The sequence below is a fragment of the Rhizobium sp. P2_G2 genome (genome assembly GCF_056403555.1).
In genome coordinates, this window is record NZ_JBFUFF010000214.1 from 1 (window position 1) to 4368 (window position 4368).

The 4368-nt window shown below is 52.0% G+C and carries 5 protein-coding genes; 1 reads left to right on the forward strand and 4 read right to left on the reverse strand.

Going from position 1 to position 4368, the window contains the following annotated elements; all coding sequences use genetic code 11:
* The 4 genes from AC1D06_RS41945 to AC1D06_RS41960 form a co-directional block, all read right to left on the reverse strand.
* Positions 1 to 920 (reverse strand): transposase (locus AC1D06_RS41945; protein WP_477991417.1); only part of this gene is annotated, 920 nt, incomplete at its 3' end.
* A 62-nt stretch (positions 921 to 982) separates the two neighbouring features.
* Complete coding sequence (tnpB, locus tag AC1D06_RS41950; protein ID WP_477679263.1) at positions 983 to 1330, reverse strand: IS66 family insertion sequence element accessory protein TnpB; 348 nt, start codon at positions 1328 to 1330, stop codon at positions 983 to 985.
* Positions 1327 to 1701: an IS66-like element accessory protein TnpA gene (tnpA, locus tag AC1D06_RS41955; protein WP_477884473.1), complete on the reverse strand. Its 375-nt coding sequence runs from the start codon at positions 1699 to 1701 to the stop codon at positions 1327 to 1329. The genes tnpB and tnpA overlap by 4 nt, the downstream gene beginning before the upstream one ends.
* Before the next feature lie 470 nt (positions 1702 to 2171).
* Positions 2172 to 3284 (reverse strand): hypothetical protein, encoded by a 1113-nt coding sequence (locus tag AC1D06_RS41960; RefSeq protein WP_477991419.1) that lies wholly within the window; start codon positions 3282 to 3284, stop codon positions 2172 to 2174.
* Positions 3285 to 4196: 912 nt separating this feature from the next.
* On the opposite strand from AC1D06_RS41960, the gene AC1D06_RS41965 reads away from it, so the two are divergent.
* Positions 4197 to 4368, forward strand: a 172-nt coding sequence (locus AC1D06_RS41965; protein ID WP_477991421.1) for a transposase, incomplete at its 3' end; no start/stop codon positions are given.

Here is a 4368-nt window from a genome sequence, read left to right on the forward strand (position 1 = left end):
GTAATAGAGTAATAGACCGCACCCGGCGGAGCGCCGCCGGCCCATGGACGTTGGTCTCTCACATAGGTCCAGATCCTGCCCTTCTTCACCCCCTTGCCCAAGCCTTTGTCTCGCATGGAGCGGTCCAGCACCCGGATCGGGGTGTCGTCGGCATGAAGCAGGTCGCTTGCCATGATGGCGGTCTCAATCCGCTCGATCAGCGGCTGGAGCACCCGCATGGCGCGGCCACACCAATCGACCAGCGTGCTGTCGGGGATATCGGCACCCATGCGGGCGAAGATCTCGTTGAGGCGATAAAGCGGAAGGTGATCGTCGAACTTCGACACCAGAATGTAAGCCAGAAGGCCAGCACCCGCCATGCTGCCCGGGATCGGGCGGCTGGGTGCGGGCACCTGCACCATCTTCTCGCAGCAGCGGCAGGATTTCTTCAACCGGGCAACCTCGATGACCTTCATCTGCGCGGCGATCATGTCGAGGATTTCGCTCACATCCTCGCCCACGAGACGCAATTCGCCACCACAGGCGGGGCACAGGGTACCGGGATCGAGCTGCCTGCGCTCGCGAACCGCCTTCTCCGATACGCGGGGACGACGGCGCATCATCCTTTCGGCAGTGTTTGCCTCAGCCGGAACAGGCGCAGGCTCATCGGCCTCTTCGATCGGCTTGCTGTCGTTCTCCGCCGCGGCAATCAAGAGATCCTCCAGCGCCAGTTCCAGCTGCTCGATTTCCCGCTCGATCTTTTCCGACGACTTGCCGAAGACCTGTTTCTTGAGCTTGGCAATGCGCAACCGCAGGCTCTGGATCAACTGGTCATGGGCCAGCAACGTTGCCGACATCTTCGCGTTTTCCGCCTGCAAGGCAGCGATCATCGCCTTGAGAAAGGCCGGATCATCGGGAAGATTTTGGCGCGCGTTTGACATGACCCTGACTATCACGTGTCAGGAGGAATTGCCATAAAAACAAGCAGTTTCAGACAGATAAATCAGCCGACACGCGCCGGCGGCGCACCCCAGTCCGGCCGCCGCCAATCGATCCCTTCCCATAACATCGCCATTTGCGCCGACGTCAGCCGCGCCGTCCCATCAGCGGCGGATGGCCATGGGAAGCGGCCCTTCTGCAAGACCTTGTAATAGAGGCAGAACCCCTGGCCATCAAAATAGAGAAGTTTCAAACGGTCACCACGACGCCCTCGAAACGCAAACACCGCTCCGCCTGTCGGCTTCTGTCGCAACACATCCTGCGTCAGGGCAGCCAGGCCCTCGATGCCCTTGCGCATGTCCGTAAACCCGCAGGCCAGATAAACCCGAACGCCGGTCCCTGGGCCAATCATGCCGTCTCCACCGCACGAATGAGCCGCATCAGCAGCGCCGTATCAACCCCGCCGTCAAAGCGAAGGCTCCGACCGCAGTTCARTCGCAATTCGATCATCCCAGCATGACCGCCGATCGTATCACCACGGACCGGACCGTCCTGCAATGCGGCGACCTCTACAGGGATGAAAGCCACACTCGACGATTGACAGGAAACCGCTTTCCTCTTCAGCTCACGCCGCCAGCTGTAGATCTGCTGCCGTGTCACATCGTGCCGGTGGGCGACTTCGCTCACCGTCGCGCCATCGATCCCGACCGACATCACAATCGCGCGCTTCTTCGCATCATCCCAGCGACGACGCCGTTCCTGACCAAGAATTTCCACCCGCACCGCATAACCTCGCATAAGACACGTCGCTAACGACGTCGTTAAACACGTGTCTTACCCCAGCGCGGCGAGTTCCGGCAGGCGGCCTCAATCGGACGGTTACGCTTTAAGGGGCTTCGGCGCTTCCTCTGATGCAGAAGGAACGCGAAACAAATCCGCAACCAAGACGCCTAATGAGCCGGAAAGCACTTCCAACGTGTTCAGCGTGACGTTCTCAAGTCCACGCTCCACACGCCCCACGTATGCGGGATCAATCCGCGGTTCCAGAGCGCGCCATTCCTGGCTAAGTCAGTTCGCAACCCGATATTTTCGCAAGTTTCAACCAAGAGAGCTAAGAAGCCGACTGCGACAGAAAAAGTCGAAGCTCTATTCATGACGTTTGAAGGCTTTAAGATTCATCAAAAGTTCCGAATGACTATCGCCGATCGCAACCATCACTCGAGCAGGTCCGAATGTTGTCACGATTCAATAATTTATGTCTTTTTAATTTTTGGGGACAAGTAATACAGCAGAACCATATTCTTTGCGTTGGCGATGTCATCCTTCTTAATGGAATCCTTTATAATTTTTGATATATCCCACTTTTTTGTTTGTACGCAGTCGACTGGAAAGTGCATAGCATTTAGTCTGTTGACTAACTCATCTTTAATTGGCTTCATATCGGGATTCAGACTGTTCAACACTACACAATGATCATTCTCTGCAAGCACATTATTTATTTCCGTCGTATTATCTTGCATGTCAGCCTTCGATTTGATATAGCCGTCTACTCCAGTATAAGCGACACTGACACGAAAGCCTAGCACAGAAAGTTCTGTGCTAAGTTCATTCTCATCGAACTCATTACGATCTACGCCACTCTGTGCGTATATAACCACCAACGTCTTGTTGTTAGAGCTTGTAACTTGACTCTCTATCCGCTCCATTTCAAATATTTTAGACTGACCTGCGGATTGTACTATAATATCATGCAACGCCCTCAGTTCGGCCGACTGTTTGACCAAAGCTTTTGTCTGACTAGCAGCAACCTCGAAAACAGATTCACCGAAGTCTTTGTCATTTTCTTTTATTTCCTGAAATTCTTTATCGATGTCTCTTGAAGATTTGAGGAGAATTTCTTGTGATTGCTCGATTTCCGCCTTATCCGTTTGGTAAACCTTTTGCAGTTCCAACGCTTTAGCGTTTAACATAGCGGTAGTGGAGTTCGCATTTTCTGATGCTTGCGCATACTGTATCTTCAACTGCTCTACCTGAGCTTTTTGGCTATCGATGTTCTTAATAAGAGTATCTACCATTTCCGAGTACGGCTTGAATTGAGCATCAATTCGACGCTGCGAGTCATCAATGCGCTTATCAATAGCTTCTGATATGGATTTGTCCAAGATCGATGAAAAAGCGTTGTATGTTATCGCCGCCAGTCCAAAGAAGGCAGCAATGTTGCCCACAAGCACAAGAACAGACAGCTCTCGCATCGCCCATTTTAGAACTTTGTCCTTTACAGCGTCTTCTGCTCTAAAGATCAAAAGCTGCTCTTGATCATCCGAGTTGCCGTTTTGGCTTTTCGGCTCCGCGTTTCGTGAGGCCATTGCTTTCCCACCTGCAAGAGAGTAACGCTATCAAAAGTCGGCATTGAGATTGGGAGGCTCGTCATGATTGCCAATTCTAGGGGCTGGCAGGCACTTGCATGCATAACGTTTACTATTTTATGTTGTTCGTCAAGCGTGTATTCCGGGATTGACTTGTCACGAGAGGCGAATTCAAGTAAAGTTCGACCTAAACTAGAGCAGCGGCTTGAATGGTTTTTGTTAGCAGCTTGTAGCGCAACGGATCGCAAGTGCAAACACGGTGAGGATTGATGATGAAAAGGCTCGCTTTGATAGTGGCTCTGGCAAGCTTTGCGTTTGCGGCTGGATTGGATATTACTTATCATTCAACTGCACTTGCCGCATGCGCAGCGAATGACCCTAATTGCCACCGCTAGTATCGAGTGTCGATTTCTGGCGTCGTCTTCAATTAGGCCCAGGCAGTGGAGGAACAATGAGATTATCGTTCCCCCACCGGGATAGACAGGTTAGTTGGACATCCTGGCTTTCATTCGAGCAGCGACGCGTGTCCACACTGCTTGGCTGAAAGCTGCTCTTTGTGCTTTATGAAAGCCGACTCGAGCAGATTGATTGATCATTTCTTGGTGCCACACACGAGCATCGTTAGATGGCTGAATGTCACGCTTTTGACATTCCGTGTGCAGAAAACGTTCGTAGCTTGATTCCATTTCTATGCGTCCTAGTTTCTACTATACCTCCGAGCATTTTACTCAGGAAGGCAGTATTGTAACGCACTGCTGAGGCAAACGGCTCCCTAGTCAAACAACCTTACGAATTTGCAATCCTATTTAATTAGCTAGATAAGTATTAGAGTCCGCGTCGTTCAATTTTTGACCTGCCACGGGTAATTTCCTCCAGAATGGATTAGAGTCCGGCCCATTGAAGGACGGACGCATGAAGAAGCAGAGATTTACGGAAGAGCAGATTATTGCGGTTCTGAAGGAGCAGGAGGCTGGCGCGAAGGTAGCCGACCTGTGCCGCAAGCACGGAGTTTCCGAAGCGACATTTTACAATTGGAAAGCCAAATACGGCGGCATGGAAGTGTCCGAGGCCAAGCGTCTGAAGG

Coding starts and splice junctions, on each gene's coding strand:
- tnpB (WP_477679263.1), bottom strand. CDS start 1,330: ATGATTGGCCCAGGGACCGGCGTTCGGGTTTATCTGGCCTGCGGGTTT.
- AC1D06_RS41960 (WP_477991419.1), bottom strand. CDS start 3,284: ATGGCCTCACGAAACGCGGAGCCGAAAAGCCAAAACGGCAACTCGGAT.